The following is a 17,460-nucleotide window of genomic DNA, read 5'->3' as shown; positions in this document are numbered from 1 at the left end:
ATTCTATATGTTTAAAATCATTTAAACTTACAATTGTCCCTATCCGGGCTTGTTCTCCCGCTTTACATATTTACTGATGATATATTTATTGATGATACGATTGAGGTTCATAAAAATTTGTATCATCTGGACCTGTGATTTTCTTATTCCCCATATAAGAATCTCGTGTGATGCATCGTTTAAAAAAAATTTTGTTTGCAGCATATCAAAAAATGAATTCACTCTGATCAAACAAAGCATTTTCCCTTTCACCTACCATTTCATTTCTTTTTATTCGGCGGTAATCAGAACAAGAAAAAGAATAACTTTATTGCTATCCTCCCATTCGCTATATGATTCTTTTGACCCCCAAAATCTTTTTGCTGGTATTTTCATTCTTCTTCTGCTATAATCGTCTTACAGTTACTTACTGTAAGACCTACACACTGAGATTATGCTGAATCAGAGCTTCTGATAGGCATTGTTCCAGTTTTCTTTTATCAGCTTTGACATTGCATTTTGCATTGCCCGGTTTGTGACATGCGTATATAGGTCTGCAGTAATCTGAATCGTTGAATGTCCTAGAACCTTGGAAACTATTTTCATATCAATCCCACATTCCAGACATCGTGTCGCAAAGGTATGCCGCAGATTATGGAATTTGATATCCTGCAATCCCGCTTCCTTTAATAGCTTTTTAAAGTGACATAATAATCGTTTCGGTTCCAGTGGGTTTCCTCTTTGATTGGTAAATACATACTGCTCCGGATTGTTTCTCATTTCCTCAGGCATCGTGGCGATATATGTCTTTAGGTCGTCCATCAAGCTCTTTGTGATCGGCACAAACCGCTGTCTTTTGTTTTTGGTCTTACTTACTATGATCTCTGTTTTCCCTGATGCTGTTTTCGTTCTGTATAATGTTTTAGATACGGATATCATGCTGTTTTTGGAATCGATATCTTTAATCTGTAACGCACATACTTCACCATTTCTTAAGCCTGCATATAAGGCAACCTTTGCGGTTAAATTTGAATTTGGTTCAAAGTGCGCATGGATATGACTTTCCAGCTTTTCCTGCTCCTCCTGCTCCAAAGCGTGTACCTCCGGCTTGATCTGCTTCGGGAAGCTGATACTGTGGCAGGGATTGTAATACATTTCTCCTTCCTCCACCGCTTTATCCAGTGCTTTCTTTAATAATGTAAAATGTTCTTTTACAGTCTTTGTACTAAGTCCTTTTTCTTCCCCTGTGATTCTGATTCTTCCATTTGAAAGCTTATCTAAAATATATTTTTTGATTATCGGGGCAGTAAGCTCAGTCAGTCTGTACTCACCGAGTACAGGTACGATATGTCTGAAAATATAGCTATTGTAATTATTAAAGGTATTTATAGTGATCTCTTTGGAAATATCATCAAGATATATTGATAGCCAGTCATTCAAAGTCTTCGGATTCTCTATGTTGATATTCAGCAGGAATGGATTCGTACAAATCTGCTGTGAATGTAATAGTGTCTGCATAAGTTTTAACCTCTTTTCCGTGACGAAAAGTGTCTGTCCAACTAACAAACAAATTTCATATATATATCATTTTTAACGACGTAATAGAACAAATTGTAAAAATAATATCAAAAATAAGGTTTTTTCTAGAAATTACCATGAAATCCCTTTACATTTTTTATAATATCTCTATAATATGAGGTGTAAAGGTAGTTGGAAAGTCTTACAGTAAGTAACTGTAAGATTTTATTTTTTTAGGATTTCCCTTCGTTTTTACTCGCAGGATCCTAAGCAAATTTCTAGATGATCTACTTATGCTATCAGTCAGCGAAGTTATCATCTACTATAATTATAAGCTTATTTCAAGCATTATTCTTAACGAATTTGTACCCTTTTTTAGGGGACAAATTTCAGTTTTGTGACTTTTTTTGTTATGTTTTAGAGAAATCAGCTATAAAATAATGATTCTGTGCCTAAATAAAAAAAACAGATGCTCCTATGTCACCTGTTATTTCATAATTTATTACAGAAATCTTTTACTTCCCCGTATTCCTATAAATTTGCTTTACAGAAATTGGGTTTCTTGCTGCTCCACATCCTTTGCAACGCCTATATGCATGTTAAACATGTGCTGAAACAGCAGTTTTCATACTGTATAGAAGATTTCAAAGGACTTTGATCATATCGGGGTATTCAAAATCTATTACTGCCAGCTCTCAATCACTATATACATAGGTTTCGCGATGTGAAGCAGAAGAATATCCTTTATCGTGAAGACTGCTGCATGTTCAAGGAATCTCATCCTATGTATTCTCACACAGCTCATAAACCAGTATGTTCCACTGCCATAAGTCTCAGCAATTCCAGTTCACCTTCACAGGATGCTGTTCATCTGCAATGGCCGCTTCCTGTAAGGCGGCAAGCGCCAGCTCGAATTCCTCTTCAGCCAGATGTGCATATACTTCCCGGGATTGTGTCAGTCCAACCGCAGTATACGCCACGGCCGCTGCACCATAAAACAGGAAGCCAAGTGCATTGGTCGGAGTCTGTAAAACATTGCACGCCGTCGCTATCGCACGCACAGCACAAACTACAGCTGGTTCAGCATATCCATCACGGGCAAGCTGTGTCAGCTCCTTCACCAGCGGTTTTATTTCTTTCACAGAACCACTGTCTCTGGCACACGCTTTGCAAATGCGGATGGCATCCACAGCGCGTACATCCTTTGGATATGCTGCTGTATAAATTGGCAGATATCTCTTTTCAGCAAGCTGAAGTGCCCATAACGCCAATGTACGTTTACTCTGCGTTTCAATCAAACGCATCAGCCTTTGACATTGAGGTGATGCAGCATCCCCCAGCATCTTCCTTGGTTTTGCCATTTTTGTTCTCCTTTGCAATTACGAAACATATTGTAGCGAGGAAAGCTATCCATGTCAATTTAAAAAAGCGGATACAGCATCCGCTCATTTCAATTTTTCATACACCTCATCACTCACCGGCTCCAGCCATTCATTGCTTGCAGAAGGTGCCGGCACCTCGATTGCAAGATGGCAAAACCAGCTGTCCCTTGCGGCCCCGTGCCAGTGCTTTACTTCAGGAGGGATATTGACAACATCCCCAGCTTTCAACGGTTGTGCTTCATTCCCCCACTCCTGATACCAGCCCCTGCCGCCGGTTACCAATAAAATCTGGCCACCCTTATGGTGGATATGCCAGTTGTTACGGCAGCCGGGTTCAAAGGTTACATTACCGACTCCAAGCGGCTTTGTGGTCAGCATGTTCAAATAGCTCTGTCCGATGAAATACTGTGCATATGCTGTATTTTCTTCTCCTGTTGGAAACAGCTCCTGTATATCTTTGTTCATTTCTTCCTTGTTCATTTAATAACCTCCTTTAAGATTCCTCATACGGTATGACTTCATTCACGATGCTGATAGCGTTCAGAGTTCTTGGAAACCCAATATACGGCTGTATCTGGGTGATTGCCTCCAGCAGATCATCGCGTGTATTTCCAGCTGTCAGATTTGCCTGTATATGTGCCCGCAGCTGGTTTTCACATCCGCCAAGCGATGCGATTACACAGAAGGTCAACAGCTCCCGCTGCTTCATGTCTAACCCCTTACGTGTATAGAAATCACCAAAGCAGTGCGCTGACAGAAAATCCTGCATATGCTTCAAATCCTTTGGAGCCTGCTTGTGATTATTCAATATGACCTCTTTTGCGAACACAGAGCATTGTGCCCTCAGACCGCTGTCAAATCGAGTTTCCTCGTCAACCGTCTGCATCTCCGTCTCAGACTTCCCATCTGCCTCTGGCAGTACTTCATTCACATACAGTAGCGCATCATTGACGCTTAACAATCCTGCATAGGGAATCGCCTGATAGACCACTTCTTTTATGATACATGGCTTGATATTTTGCCGCAGGAGCGCAGCCACATGCTCCTGTATCAACCTGCCGCCATGATTTGCCGCCAGAACTGCCAGGGTGATGAACTCCCGCATTTCAAATGCCAGTGTACCATGCGCATATACCTCCTGCTCGATATGGTACTGCATAATACTGCGCATTTGAGCATCCTGCGGCAGATACGAGCATTTCATCTCTTCTGTTTTTTTCATACAATCACTTCCTTATCTGTTTTTATTTTACTTCCATACAGGGGTATCCTCCCATTTTCAGCTGTACTGGATGAACGTGGTACTGATACAATCCATAACGAAATCTGCAATACACCCCTAATTTATTTCCCGAAAATCCTCACCGCATCCTGCATATTCCTCCGTATCGCTACATGAAACGGACACCTCGTTTCGCAAACACCGCAGGCGATGCATTCCTGTGCCGTATGCTTTAAAACAGCATAATGCTCTCGCACCGTTTCCGGCAATCTGTTCTGTGCTTTTGCCAGATTTAACAGCTTCGTCACCATAGCGATATCAATCTGTTTTGGACATGGTGCACAATGTCCGCAATACATACAATGGCCCTCCCAGCTGATTTTCGGCATTGCCGCTAACGCAGACGCATAATCGCGCTCCTCATCCCCCGCATCCTCATAAGAAAGGCAATCCTTAAACTCAGCAATACTGTGGCTACCTGCCATCACAGATACCACACCGGGTCTTGTCAAGGCATAATGCAGACACTGATGAACGCTCAATGCATGCTTGGCAGGCGAAAGCTTTGCATCCAGCAGATCACCCCCGCCGAATGCCTTCATCACCGTGATGCCGACCCCCAGCTTCTGACATACTTCATAAAGATGCTCACGATCTCGATCCATGCAAAGTACATCCTTCTCATAATTGGCCTCATTCCAAAGCTCTTCCACATCCTCACTTGCACTCATCAGATCATAGCAGGGGTTGATACTGAACATCAGCACATCAATAGTTCCTGTTTCTACAGCCTGCAGGGCAACCAACGGATTATGCGAGCTGAGCCCAACGGCATCAATGACGCCCTGTTCCTTCAACGACAATGCATATTCCAGTATTCCACTGTTCACGACCGTCTGCCAGTCATCCATTGCATCCACATAATGAATCATCCCGATACCGATGTGATCTGTCCGCAGGTTTTCACACATAGTCGCAAAGCCGGCCTTTACCTCTTCCAGATCTCTGGTACGCTGATACTGCCCCTGTTTCCATACGGAACAAAGATGTCCCTGGATGATAAACTGCCCCTGTCTTTCCTTCAGTGCTGCGCCTAATCGTCTTTGCATATCAGGATTCGGTGAGTACAGGTCTATTAGATTTACACCGTGCTTCTGAGCCAGTGACAACAGCTGGGAAAGCTCCATCTGCTCTTCATGAAAGCCTTCACAGCCCAGAGCGATTTCACTGACAGATAAGCCACAGCGCTCTATTTCACGCATATGCATATACATCCCTCCTTATAATTTCAGTATAGCACCTGGAGTGTACTCCAGGTCAAGAGAAATTCCTGTACGTTTCCATATGTATTTAAACAGCGAAGCTGCATCAGGCAAGACACTGAAAAGGGCGAAGAATTCATCTACGCCCTTTTTCATGCTATCGCTATCCTTTTATTTACTGTAAAGTACAACAAAGATGCTGCTATATGTCCTTCATCTCTACTTCCACGCTGCTGCATTATCTCTGACAAACTGACGAAAGCTTTTCGGCTTTTTCTGCATAACCTCTTCAAAATCAGCAGTGACCCTTTTTGCGCCATTACACCGTGTCATCATATAGAGCATCCCCATCACCGTACAGTACTTTTTCTCCAGACCGCGCACGCTGATCCAGTACTTTTTAGCAAATGACGGCTTTGGATTCGTATATACGATTTCTCTTCCCAGCTCCTCCGATAAAATCCTGGCCACCTCCCAATAATCAATCGCTGCAGCGCCTGTTATGGTATAGCTTGTGTTTTGATGCTTGTGCGCATCACAAAGGACCCTTGCTGTCAGCTCTCCGATATCCTCGGCATCAATAAAGCTTGTAACGGCATGTTTTACGGGAACAATGATCCTGTTGAACTGCTTGATTTCAAAGGCATGAACGCCACTGATATTCTGCATAAAGAAACTGGGGCGTATATGACAATACGGCAGTCCTGCCTGCTCGATATATCGCTCAATCTTATGATGCGGCGGCACAGGATTTTTCTCTACTCCCATAAGGGAAAGAAAGCTTACAAGCCGGATAGATTTCTGCTTTTGCAAAGCATCAATAAAAGGCTTTAGATCCTCTGGATTGCCAAGATGCGGCGGACGCATAATAAACACCCTGTCCACATCCTGCAGTGCAGATGGAAACGTGGAGGGCTTCGTAAAATCAAACAGCACCGCTTCCGCATCCGGAAACAGCTGTGCAAGACGCTTATCATCCGTACCGGCTGCTTTGACCTTTTGTCCTGCCGCAAGGGCATATTTCACCACATATCTGCCAACATTTCCAGATGCTCCACTAACCAGTATTTTACCCATTGTTCTTTTCCTCCAGCAATATGTCATTGGCCATTTCCAGTAAGGTGATCAAGCTGTTGAATGCATCTATTCCCATATTATCTTTCAATGTATGCATTTCCTTCATATATTCCTCATATGTTTCATTTACCAGCTGCACTGCCTTCGCAGTTGGCAGCAAGCGAAAGCTGCGCTTATCGTTTTCCTGCTGCTGCTTTTCAAGAAAGCCGTTTTTCAGCAGTGCAGAGCTCATATTCGTTGCCATCGCCTTTGTCACCTTGAAAAAATCAGCGATACCCTTTGCTGTTTTTTCCCCATCGGTTTTCACGAGATAAATCAGCATCCCCATTTCACTGGAGCGAATGGGCAGTGCTCGTCTGGCATTCATATTCAGCCGGCAGAATAACGATACCTGCTCCATTGCGTTCATCATCGTATCCATAAACTTCTCCCTTCATTTAGTACATCTTATTTACTATATTATAATAGTACACTTAGTGTACTATGTCAACACCTTGAGCATCTGGATTCTATATATTCCTGAATACCTGTTGACACATCATACTATGTATTGTATAGTATAATGCATAAGGAGGTGTTACAATGGATACACAGCTGAAAAAAGGACTGCTGGAAATCTGCGTCCTTGCTGCATTGAAGAAAGAGGATTCCTATGGCTATAAGATCGTAAAGGATATTTCCCCATATATAGAAATCTCAGAATCAACCTTGTATCCCATACTCAGACGGCTGGAAAACAGCAAATGCCTCAGTATTTATTCCGTTGAACACCACGGACGTCTGAGAAAATATTACAGGATTACGGATATCGGCATAGCCCGCATTCAGGATTTTCTGGCGGGATGGCAATCCATGCTGAATATTTATGAATTTATCAAAGGAGGGGATGAATTTGAATAAACAGGAATTTATAAGTCTGCTGGAAAAGCGTTTATTTCAGCTTCCACAGGTAGAGAAGGAGCATTTATTAAATTATTACAATGAGACGATTGAGGATCGCATCGAGGACGGCATGAGTGAAGCAGAGGCTGTAGCAAGTCTGGATTCCATTGAAACAATCGTGAAGCAGGTATTTGCGGAGCGTGATCTGCAGATGGAAGAGGAGGCTGTGCAGGCAGCCGCGGGAAATAGAAAACGTGGCTGGAAAATGACAGCGCTGGTATTGCTTTTTCCATTCTGGATGACACTCCTTTGCATGGCATTTGTAGTATATCTGATGCTGTGGATACTGATTGCCGTTTTATTCTGTATCCTACTGGCATTTGTCTGCTTCCTTACCGCTGCATTATGGAATCTGATACCGATTTGGAGGATGAATGCCGCTTCCGGCGTTGTATTGCTTGGTTCTGTTCTTTTCATCTTTGGACTGCTTCCTTTGTGCTGGAAGCTCTTGCGCATATCCATTGCGTGGCTGAAAAGCCGGACCGGTATCTGGACAGCAGCCATCCGGCAGCTATTTGTAAAGGCGGTGAACTAAATGAAAATCACAAAGGAACAGCTCTTGAAATACGTTCCAATCATCTGTATTCTGCTTGGTCTTCTGATGATTGGCGGCGGCTTTGCGATGGCCGATTACAAGGTGGAGAATCTGCAGACGGTCAAGCATAAACCATATATGAAAAGAGAAAAAACAATTCCAGTGAAGCAGCTCTCCTCGATTCGGATTGACAGCTATCACAGTGAAATCAATATTCTTCCTGCAAAGGATGATAACATTCATATCCAGTATGAGGAAAATGATGAGTATCCGATAAATGTCACAAACGATTCTACCTCCCTGCAGCTGAAACGTGCGACAAAGAGCCTTCAATTCAACTTGTTTGATTTTGACCGTGAGCTCAGTATTCCGATTACAATCGAGCTGCCGAAAGCCTTTCATGGCAGTCTGGAGATTGACACCTCGCATGGCAATGTAACTGTACAGGATACGGTATATCAGAATATCACGATCAACAATGATCATGGCAATGTCAGCCTTTCCAAGCTGAAAGCGGAAGCAGTAACACTCGATGTAGCCTATGGCAGCGTTGTTCTGGACGATGTAAACAGCAGGCAGGCATTGCAGCTGAACAGTGAGCATGGCGATATCATTTCCAAAAATCTGAAGGCAGACAGTGCTGTGCTTACGACCGCCTATTCTGATATCACGTTGGACGAAACGGAAATCACAAAGGATATTTCACTTTATCATGAGCATGCTCCGGTAAATCTTGGAAAGCTGAAGGCACAGGCATTGCAGATAGAAAGCGCCTATGGCGATATCCGCAGTACAGGACTTACCATTACAGAGAACGCAGATTTCTCACTGGAGCGCTCGGATCTCACCCTGCAGACGCTTTCCGCAAAGGAAATGAACATGGAAAGTGCGTATGGTGATACGATGATCACAGAGCTGGATGCCGATAATATTCTGATGGAAGGCGAGCGTGGCAACTTTAGCGCCGCTGTAAAAGGAAGTATTGATGATTTCAACATTCTTTCCGAAGCAGAGCATGGGGACAATACGCTTCCGACCAAATATGAAAACAGCTCCCGCCGCAAGCTGCAAATCAGCTTAGAATACGGCGATATCAATGTAAAATTTCAAAAATAAGGAAAGGAACCCCTGAGATGATACCATGGGTGTAACCGGAATACGCCTTTTATGATTTGGTAAGCGCAGTTCCTCATGTTTTATCTCCTGCTTCTTTCACTCAAACGCACGCAAATGCTGAAATTATAAAACAAATCACGACGATATTCTTCAACTTATCGACAGGATTTCTCTGACATATCCAATGCGAGGAAGCAACACGCTATATGTCATGGGGAATCCTTTTTATTGGCTGCTTTGTCTGTTTCCATAATAGCTTGGGTTTGCACAGGCATAGTCTTGTTTACGAATGCGAAAAGAGATGCTTATACTTCAGCCGCCTAGTTTTTATTCACCTTATGCGTATAAAAACTGTCCGCTCTGTTTATTCAATCACTAAATCCCATAGCTTTATCGCTGAAATGATCTCAACATTCGTCCCCCCTCAGCCATGGTTCTATTTCTTATGAAAGGAAAAAGACGACACTCTGGTGATGATAAGTCACACGGGTAATCGTCCGTTTGAAATCATATGTTCGCAAGCTTCCTGTGAAGGCTGTTAAAAGCGATTTCTGAATTTTTGCAAAACTGCTGCGGGCTCCTTGTATGGTTATCTCACTACAACAGCCTTTTAAGGAAAATCTCTTCATCCCATGTTAAGCCTGCTGCTTCTGCCGCTGCCAGATTCTCTCATTCTTGTCCTGCTTTTCCTTCAACAGATGATAGACGTGTTCATATACCTCTGCCCGTTTACAGCGGATGATATAGGACAGCTCTTCTCTTAGCGGTATACATTCCTCAATGAAGCGCACCAGCTCTGCATGATAGCGATTCTCATCGTTTTTCATTTCTTCAAGTACACGGGTAAATGTTTTGGAGGAAGCGTAATTTCTTCCATAGCTGTCGGTTGCGGCATCCAGACTGTCTGAAATGGTAATAATACAGGTAAATAAATGATAGGCTTCTGATGGTGGTTCCACACCCTGCGGATAGCCAAATACACCGTCTACGCTTCTGTGATGATTTGCGGCAACCTCGCTATAGGCTGCAAGCTTCCCAATCCTGGAAAGAATGTGTCTGCCTGTGAGAGGATGATATTGAATTGCTTCAAATTCAAGTCCGCTTATGCTACGGTATTGTGTATTGATGACACTTGTACAAAGCACCTTCCCTACATCATGCACCAGCGCGGCATTGTGAATATATGCCAGCAGATTGTCACCATTCTGCTGGATTGCCTCCACACTGTTTAAGCCCAGCAGACCGATCAGCAGCTCCGGCTTTTCTTTCAGCAGCTGCTGCAGGATAGCCTCACTGCACGCCGCCACCATATAGGTATGAATCAGTGTCTGCGGCTGGCGCAGCATAAACAAATCCATAAAATATCGAATGACATCCTCCGCTTCCTTTACCAAGGAGAGCAGTGGAATAATTTCATAATAAACGGCATGCGAAATACGATATTCCGTGAAGATATCCGATGGAAGAAATGCGATATAGCCAATCACCTTCTCCAGAATCCGCTCAACATGCATCGACATATCAACGTCCCTTGACAGTGCATAAATCACATTGCATAAGGATAATAACAGATTGAATTGTAAATCATCCAGCTCCTTGCGGCTGCGGTTGCACTGATAGGGAATTTGGCTGTCGATCGTCTCGACAAGCGCAGCCATGGCTTCTGCATCCCTGTCCTGTCGCAGATAGTCACACATCGCACATGTCAGCTGCCACTTCATAAGGTCAAAGGGACTTCCGTCCTTTTGCTGCTGCGCGGCCAGCAGAGCCTGATGGGACATATCGTGCAGAATGCTCAAATTGGATGCGGACAGCATTCCCTTCTGTAAATTCAAAACGCTCATCGTAAAGGAATTCATGTAATTTATTTTTAGATACGGAACGATTTCATTGACCTCCAGCGTCCAATCAGCTTTGGCGATAAAGCGTTCATAGCTATGCAGTCCCTTTTGATAGGATGGCAGCAGTGTCTGATTGAAATATGTATTATAATTTTCAACGCTGTCATTATGCTCAAATAAAAGGGTGGACATATAATCATAAATGGATAATCCTAGACTTTGATCCTCCTGAGAAAGCTGCTCATATAATCTCTCATAGCATTCCTGCATCTGGGTGACCAGCTCCAGCGAGCGTGTCCGAAAATGCACAGTATCCAGATAAGCAAAGCAGACAAGCTTGATAAAGCTACACTTCATCAGGGAAATCTCATCATGTCTGCCGGTATAATAGGTGGAAAGCATACAGGCAGAGCGATAGGTGAGATCGGTATCCTCCATCCTTGTACAGTAGCGAAACTGATAGGACAGCAGCGAATCAGCGATTGCGTCCTGCAGACGCGTATTATCCTCTAGGAAATATTCGATATGACGCTGCATCTGTTGATTCCCGGATACATATATGCTGCGCTGAAGAGCAGAGCATTCCTTATATTTTTCTATCCAGCTCTCCACACCATCCTTCGTATGCAGCAGCTCGTTCGCCTTTTGGTTAATGAGGCGAATAGAGGCATAATACTGATTAAAAAATTCCGCCCACTCTTCCCTCGTTGTGAAGCCGTGTTCCAGTTTCATAAGGCAAAGCCTCTCTTTCCTTTCCCGTGTTCCTTGCTGCGGCTGTCATTCTTCGACATGGGTTGCCGCTTCCATTCGCTTTAGCTTCAGGAAGGTTGCCAGGATTTGTGAAATCAGGGAGAGGGAGCTGACCTCCTCTCTTGTCCAGAACCGTGTTCCCGTGCATTCATCAAAGCCGATAAAGCCGCTGAAAATCCCATTGTCATAAAATGCACATTGCAGGGTGGAATGGATTCCCTGACTTGCAAACAGTGCAATCTGCGTCGGTGAAAGGCTTTGAATATCCCGACAGTAAAAGATATGCTCCTCCTGAAACAGAGCTTCATAATCGCCCAGCTCCTTGTAATTCACATTCTGCAGCTGCGCCATTTCAGAGGATATCCCTTCATTGCACCACTCATACGTATTGAAGCCGCGGCTTCCATCTCTGTTGTTTTCAAAAACATAGGAACGGCTGACATCAAACTGCTTCCCTACGATTTCCAGAATGAGATTGACTGCATCATCCAGATTTTCATAATGATACAATATACGGAATACATAACGGGCCAGATTATCCGCACTCTCCGCATACTTCTGTTCCGAATCGATGGCCGCTCCAATGGAGGAATTCTGTAAAGCCGTAAGATTGCTCAACAGTTTTGCATCGTACATGCAGCAGCTGTTCTTTCCAAGCTGCTTCGCCTGATATAGGGCTTTGTCTGCACATTCATACAGCTTCTGAAAATTCTCGCCATCTCTTGGATACAGGGCGATTCCCATACTGCAGGTAACCCGGATCGGCTTCTTCTCTTTGGAAAACAGCCTGCGAAACATGTCTAAAATTGCTTCTGCCTTTTCCTTGGCGGCATCTGCCGAGACAATATTCTTAATAAAAATAGTAAACTCATCCCCGCCGATGCGACCGACAATATCCGTTTTTCTCACCATCCGCTTCATCCCGGCAGCCATTTCGCTCAACACAAAATCCCCGGTAATGTGACCGTGTGTATCATTGATCTGCTTGAAATTATCCGTATCAATCATCAGCAGCGCATTTATGGTATTGGGATTTTCCATCAGATAGCTTTGAATCTGCTGCTTCATCGTTTCCCTGTTATAGATGCCGGTCAATGCATCCTTTTCGGCTTTGTGACGCAGCCGTTCCATCTGCTGACGCTCCTCTGTGATATCCAGTCCGATACTGTAAAAGGATGGAATCCCATCCCAGCTGTCTTCTCCGCTGATATAGCATAATGTTACCGTCCATATGCGCTCCTCTTTGCTGCGTGTAAATGCCCGGGCCTCTAGGACAGCATTGTCCCCTGTATTTTTCAGACCTGCGCATACCTGTGAAATACGGGGAAGATCATCCGGATGGACATATTTTGAACAGCGGGAATGCAGCTCTTCCTCCAGCTGCTCCTTTGTACAGCCGATCATATCCAGAAATATGCCGTTATACCACAAAATCGTATCGAAATCCCTTGCATCAAATCGCACCATACCGGCCGGAATCGTTTTCAAAATTGCTTCTCTTTCCTGATCCTTTTTCGCAAGCTTGTATTCCTCACTATACATATCATAGGACAATTCAATTCTGGCGGCATGTCCAAACCAGTCCAGCTTACGATCCTTAATCATAAAGGTTCGTTTTAATTTTGAATTATAAAATTCCCAGCTATAGGTTTCGTTTTTCTTTAGATGCGCATTCGTACAAAACGGACATGGTGCATCCAGCCCCTGAATAGCCTCATAGCATTTTCTGCCGAGCAGCTGTGCTTCACTCGCCTGCAGCGTATCACAGGATTTTTTGTTCACATACAAAAGCTCGTATGTGTCCATATCGCTGATATACACATTTCCCGTATAGGCTGCCATCATCCATTTAAAATTATCCGTCATTTCCCGATTTGCCGTCAATAGCTGGCGGCGCTCATCCGCCAGCATTGTGCATGGGGTATAGCACAGCAGCACCTCTTGCCCTCCCTGCTTTGCATCCCCTATGGTCCCGGCAATTTCAACCATTCGCACATCATCAGCAATTCTCATGCTGCTGCGCAGCTTCACCTGGCGCTGCCCGCACTCATCTGCCGCACAAAGTGAGGAATACAGTTTTTGAAAATCCTGAATAACATCGGAAAAGCAGGAAGAAAATACAAGGGATTCTTTGAAATCTTCCTGCTTTTTACCCAACATTTGATAAAACGCCGTGTTTGCCCATAGCACGGTCAATGCATCATCCAGCTGATGGAGACTGACTGCCATTTGCAAATCCTCTAGCATTCCCATATCTGCGCTGCCTGCAGCTGATGGCTTCATCTGTACCATATCGTAATCCTCCACTTTATCTGCCCTTTATCCTGTGAGTGAAGCTATTTCACCCACAGGCATCTTACAGCATCCATGTACATCCGTCCCCCGTTCACCTATGCATTCAGGCGCTGTCTTCGGAAAGAAAAGCACGCAATCCTTTCTACATTTCGCTGCAGATATCATTTCTTTCATTATAGCACAACCTGAAACTTTATTTTATTTTTTACATTATTTTAAATAATTTATCAATAGAATCCATACTATAGATTACATCCAATATGACAGAAAACCAAGGATACCTGCAAAGCAGTGGTTAAGCAGGCACAGTCCCTCTCTTTTCCTTTCGCAGGAGTCACATACTCTTTTATAGGGAAATGAGCATAAAGACGTCCCATCACTGCTTCCGGTGCTATTCCTCAAGCAGCTCTATTTCATAAATATCATCCAGCGGTATCCAGGAATGATCACTGCAGATGAGTCTGCGGTTATACTCATCAATTTTCTTTAAATTCATGATAAGTGTACGGTACGCTCCACCGTGCTTACGTTCATCCGGCTGAAAATAGGTTACCCGGATGCGCGGCTGCTCACTGATATGCAGCAGAATCTCCTGCAGTCTTTCATTGTTCAGCATGTTTCTGTTTTCATCCAGAATTTTGCGCTGCTCTATCTGGCGCTGTGCTTCCTGAATGGCCTCCCGGTGTCCTGTCAGCGCGGCAAATGGCGCAAACTGGGCTGCTCTGTCTCGAATCGGCATCTGTGAATGCTTTTTTGATACCGGATGTGGCAGATGAATCATATCCTCATATGTGTCTGTACGCTGTTTTCTCATACCTGTCTCCTTTTATGCCTTGTGACCGCCGATGGTATCGTTTCGCCGGATGGTATTGGCGCCTTCCTCCAGATTCATGCCCTTTAAAACGGCATTCTTTCCATACTTTTTCTTAATCTGCAGGGTAGCCTGCTGCAGAGCCTTCTCCTTTTCCAGCAGCACGCGCTCCTTTTCTTCCTGCTGGTGCAATGCATCATAATCCACAAACAGATCCAGCTGACCTACCGCAGCCTTGCGCGGTACCTGTGTCTCATCCACAACATGATTTGCGGAAATATTGATTCTGCGCACTGTGAAATGCGGATTCACAATTCTGTCAAAGAGCTTCATCACCTCATCGATCATCAATCTGGATGATCCCGTATGCTGTTTGAGATTCGCCGTACCATGGGCATGCTTTGGTATCCTTCTTCCATAACGATCAGTTGTGACCTCCGTTATATAGGGAGCAGCTGTTTTCAAATTCTCGATATCATAGCCGATTGTCAGCACAATCTGATCACAGACCTGTCCCTTATCAACCAGAGAAAGAGCAAGCAAATCCAGCATTTCCTTAACAACCAGTCTTGCTTTCTCCGTATCATAGGGACAGCTCAATACCTGTCCGGTGCCGATGCTTGTATTCTCCGGCTGATATGCCTTGATATCTGCCATCGTACATGGCTCATATCCCCATGCATGATCGATCAGCAGCTCTGCATTCACACCGAACAGCTGATACAGGCGTTCCTCGTTGTACGTATCCTGTGCTGTACCAAGGGAGCATCTGGCAATGTCTCCCATCGTATACAGACCGATTTGTTCCAGCTTTTTCGCATAGCCCTTGCCAATGCGCCAGAAATCTGTCAGCGGTCTGTGATTCCACAACAGCCTGCGATACCGCATTTCATCCAGCTGCGCAATCCGCACACCATCCTGATCCGCCTGTATATGCTTTGCGACAATGTCCATCGCAATTTTGCACAGATACAGATTGGTACCGATACCCGCAGTCGCAGTGATACCGGTAGCCTTCAGAATATCGGAAATGATGCGCTTCGCCAGCTGTCGCGGGGTTGTCTGATAAGCTTTCAGATAGCTCGTCACATCCAGAAAAACCTCATCGATCGAATACACATGGATATCATCCGCAGAAATGTAGTTCAGATAAATTTCATAGATTTTCGTACTCTGCTTTAGATAATAGGCCATGCGCGGAGGAGCTGCGATATAGGTCATTGCAAGCTTTGGATCGGTTTCCAGCGCATGCTCGTCGTAGGACTCTGCGCAAAACGTATGTCCCGGTGCCGCCAGTCTGCGCGCTGCATTGATTTCCTTTACTTTTTGAACAACCTCAAACAGCCTTGCCCTACCGGATATACCGTATTTTTTCAGAGAGGGTGTCACCGCCAGACATATCGTTTTCTCTGTTTTCCCCGCATCCGCAACAACCAGATTGGTAGTCAACGGATCCAGCTGCCTGCTGATGCATTCCACGGAAGCATAAAAGGATTTCAAATCAATCGCCATATACACATGTTTTTTCTGTTCCATGTCATTGCCTCCTTCTGGTATACAGACAGTATCTGTACGTCCTTCATTTTTCATACCGATTCCCTGCAGCTTTCATTTGCATTGTGCTGCCTATTTCCTCTAGTCAAGGGAAACACAGTGGCTGCTTCTCTCACAGGTGCCTAGCACAAGCTAGCAGCATATCGTAACTCGCAGTGTCATGAATCGAAGTCTCTTTATTTTATCACAATTTTGCAATCACGTCTTTGCACAGCTGCCAATATTCACAGTGCCCATATTAAGTCTCTGCCCTGCATTTGCTTGCTGGGAATGCGCAGTTTCCTCTGTCCTGAAGGAAGAAATTACGGCTGTATATTTCAAAAAACAGGCAGCAGGCCCGGCATATGCTGACAAATATGCTATAATAAAAGCACCCGTGAATGAATCAAAAGCAAACAAATGGGATACGGAAAGGAGGAAGCATATGTCCAGAAAGGCATACAGTTCGCAGGAGCGATCCGCCCTGAAAATGAAGCTGCACAACATTGGTCTGGAAATTTATTTGAAGCAGGGCATTCAGAATGTCAAGCTACCGGAGATTTTACAGCTGGCAGGAATTTCAAAGCCATTTTTCTATACCTTTTATCCAACGCTGGGCGATTTGATTATCGATATCATCGATGAACAGCGAATGTCGATTTTACAGCTTCTGCAACAGACACAGGCAGATGACACACTGGATTGGAGAGGGAAAATCGAAGCCTTTTTGCATCCGCTGCTGCATCACAAAGAGCATCGGTTGTTCATTCTTTCTCCGGAGGAAGAGGTATGGCTGTATCAGCGCCTGACAAAGCAGTGCTTCGATTCTTTTCAGAAATCACAAATACAGTTTTATGAAGACCTGTTGACCGCATGGGACATTCCCCTGTCAACAATCTCCCCGCAGGTCGTCGGTAATTATCTGTTATCACTGATCATCGTGCGAAACAATGCCCCCGTCTCTCTCCCCTTTCTGTTTCATGAATATCTGGATGAAACAGCAGCTCTGCAGATTCAGCTGTTTATCGATCATCTGGAGACCCTGCGCCCACAAAGCATACGGTAAACCGTATGTCAGATTGTTGACAAAAGCCTATACCTTTTCGTAAGGACATAGGCTTTTTATTGTATATAGGCAATTTTCGAAATGAAATTGTCTTTTTTTGTATATTTTGAAGGATATATTGAATTTTTTGA

At 44.2% G+C, this 17,460-nt stretch carries 15 protein-coding genes; 4 read left to right on the top strand and 11 right to left on the bottom strand.

The genetic code is table 11. The features are described 5' to 3' along the window. Nucleotides 1–441: 441 nt before the first annotated feature. From NE665_RS17400 to NE665_RS17370, 7 genes are all read right to left on the bottom strand, one after another. The gene (locus tag NE665_RS17400) at nt 442–1,497 is read right to left on the bottom strand and encodes a site-specific integrase (RefSeq protein WP_117442637.1); all 1,056 of its coding nucleotides are present in this window, start codon (nt 1,495–1,497) and stop codon (nt 442–444) included. 833 nt (nt 1,498–2,330) lie between these two features. Next, nucleotides 2,331–2,858 carry a putative immunity protein gene (locus NE665_RS17395; RefSeq protein WP_117442636.1) on the bottom strand — a complete coding sequence of 176 codons (528 nt, stop codon included), beginning with the start codon at nt 2,856–2,858 and terminating at the stop codon, nt 2,331–2,333. Between the two features lie 84 nt (nt 2,859–2,942). Further along, nucleotides 2,943–3,359, bottom strand: coding sequence for a cupin domain-containing protein (locus tag NE665_RS17390; protein ID WP_117442635.1), 417 nt, complete (start codon nt 3,357–3,359; stop codon nt 2,943–2,945). Nucleotides 3,360–3,372: 13 nt separating this feature from the next. Beyond that, the gene (locus tag NE665_RS17385; protein ID WP_117442634.1) at nt 3,373–4,101 is read right to left on the bottom strand and encodes a carboxymuconolactone decarboxylase family protein; all 729 of its coding nucleotides are present in this window, start codon (nt 4,099–4,101) and stop codon (nt 3,373–3,375) included. Between the two features lie 122 nt (nt 4,102–4,223). After that, complete coding sequence (locus NE665_RS17380) at nt 4,224–5,369, bottom strand: aldo/keto reductase (RefSeq protein ID WP_117442633.1); 1,146 nt, start codon at nt 5,367–5,369, stop codon at nt 4,224–4,226. A gap of 213 nt (nt 5,370–5,582) precedes the next feature. After that, nucleotides 5,583–6,440 (bottom strand): NmrA family NAD(P)-binding protein, encoded by an 858-nt coding sequence (locus tag NE665_RS17375; RefSeq protein ID WP_117442632.1) that lies wholly within the window; start codon nt 6,438–6,440, stop codon nt 5,583–5,585. Continuing rightward, nucleotides 6,433–6,861 carry a MarR family transcriptional regulator gene (locus NE665_RS17370; RefSeq protein WP_117442631.1) on the bottom strand — a complete coding sequence of 143 codons (429 nt, stop codon included), beginning with the start codon at nt 6,859–6,861 and terminating at the stop codon, nt 6,433–6,435. The genes NE665_RS17375 and NE665_RS17370 overlap by 8 nt, the downstream gene beginning before the upstream one ends. A 161-nt stretch (nt 6,862–7,022) precedes the next feature. Between NE665_RS17370 and NE665_RS17365 the strand changes: the two genes are divergently transcribed. Genes NE665_RS17365 through NE665_RS17355 form a run of 3 tightly spaced genes read left to right on the top strand, consistent with a single transcriptional unit; the run spans nt 7,023 to nt 9,033 of the window. Beyond that, nucleotides 7,023–7,340 carry a PadR family transcriptional regulator gene (locus NE665_RS17365; RefSeq protein ID WP_117442630.1) on the top strand — a complete coding sequence of 106 codons (318 nt, stop codon included), beginning with the start codon at nt 7,023–7,025 and terminating at the stop codon, nt 7,338–7,340. Next, the gene (locus NE665_RS17360; protein ID WP_117442693.1) at nt 7,333–7,917 is read left to right on the top strand and encodes a DUF1700 domain-containing protein; all 585 of its coding nucleotides are present in this window, start codon (nt 7,333–7,335) and stop codon (nt 7,915–7,917) included. The genes NE665_RS17365 and NE665_RS17360 overlap by 8 nt, the downstream gene beginning before the upstream one ends. Further along, complete coding sequence (locus tag NE665_RS17355) at nt 7,918–9,033, top strand: DUF4097 family beta strand repeat-containing protein (protein WP_117442629.1); 1,116 nt, start codon at nt 7,918–7,920, stop codon at nt 9,031–9,033. A gap of 635 nt (nt 9,034–9,668) precedes the next feature. Here the strand turns inward: NE665_RS17355 and NE665_RS17350 are convergent. The 4 genes from NE665_RS17350 to NE665_RS17335 form a co-directional block, all read right to left on the bottom strand. Next, nucleotides 9,669–11,606: an HD domain-containing protein gene (locus tag NE665_RS17350; protein ID WP_117442628.1), complete on the bottom strand. Its 1,938-nt coding sequence runs from the start codon at nt 11,604–11,606 to the stop codon at nt 9,669–9,671. A gap of 45 nt (nt 11,607–11,651) precedes the next feature. After that, the gene (locus NE665_RS17345; protein WP_117442627.1) at nt 11,652–13,916 is read right to left on the bottom strand and encodes a diguanylate cyclase; all 2,265 of its coding nucleotides are present in this window, start codon (nt 13,914–13,916) and stop codon (nt 11,652–11,654) included. A 394-nt stretch (nt 13,917–14,310) separates the two neighbouring features. Beyond that, nucleotides 14,311–14,733: a YolD-like family protein gene (locus NE665_RS17340; RefSeq protein ID WP_117442626.1), complete on the bottom strand. Its 423-nt coding sequence runs from the start codon at nt 14,731–14,733 to the stop codon at nt 14,311–14,313. A gap of 12 nt (nt 14,734–14,745) precedes the next feature. Beyond that, the gene (locus NE665_RS17335; protein ID WP_117442625.1) at nt 14,746–16,266 is read right to left on the bottom strand and encodes a DNA methylase; all 1,521 of its coding nucleotides are present in this window, start codon (nt 16,264–16,266) and stop codon (nt 14,746–14,748) included. A 442-nt stretch (nt 16,267–16,708) separates the two neighbouring features. Between NE665_RS17335 and NE665_RS17330 the strand changes: the two genes are divergently transcribed. Beyond that, nucleotides 16,709–17,329, top strand: a complete 621-nt coding sequence (locus NE665_RS17330) for a TetR/AcrR family transcriptional regulator (RefSeq protein ID WP_117442624.1) — start codon at nt 16,709–16,711, stop codon at nt 17,327–17,329. Nucleotides 17,330–17,460 lie beyond the last annotated feature (131 nt).

Origin of the sequence: Clostridium sp. DFI.1.208 (assembly GCF_024463855.1) — a bacterium.
Lineage (GTDB): Bacteria > Bacillota_I > Bacilli_A > Erysipelotrichales > Erysipelotrichaceae > Clostridium_AQ.
This window is presented reverse-complemented; position numbering and strand designations above follow the sequence as displayed.